This window comes from Burkholderia sp. Bp8998, from assembly GCF_003854235.1.
In the GTDB taxonomy this organism is placed as follows: Bacteria; Pseudomonadota; Gammaproteobacteria; order Burkholderiales; family Burkholderiaceae; genus Burkholderia.
The window spans coordinates 1-359 of sequence record NZ_QTQF01000179.1; the positions used below are offsets into that span (position 1 = coordinate 1).

Genomic DNA, 359 nt, shown 5'->3' on the forward strand with positions numbered 1-359 from the left:
TCGAACGCGGCATCGGCTGCCAGCATGCCGGTCTTGATCGCCGCATGGCTGCCCTTGATCCGCGATGCGTTCAGGAAACCCGCGTCGTCGCCGATCAGCGCGCCGCCCGGAAATACCGTCTTCGGCAGCGACAGCAGGCCGCCGGCCGTGATCGCCCGCGCGCCGTACGACACGCGCTTGCCGCCTTCGAGGAACGCGCGGATCGACGGATGCGTCTTGTAGCGCTGGAATTCCTCGAACGGCGACAGGTACGGGTTCGTGTAGCCCAGGCCCACCACGAAACCGACCACGACCTGGTTGTTGTCCATGTGATACAGGAACGAGCCGCCGTACGTATCGGACTTCAGCGGCCAGCCGGC

The 359-nt window shown here is 66.0% G+C and carries 1 protein-coding gene; it reads right to left on the reverse strand.

Translation table 11 applies throughout. The features are described from left to right. A partial coding sequence (locus DIE06_RS38055) for an NAD(P)/FAD-dependent oxidoreductase (RefSeq protein WP_409364543.1) occupies positions 1-359 on the reverse strand: 359 nt, incomplete at both ends.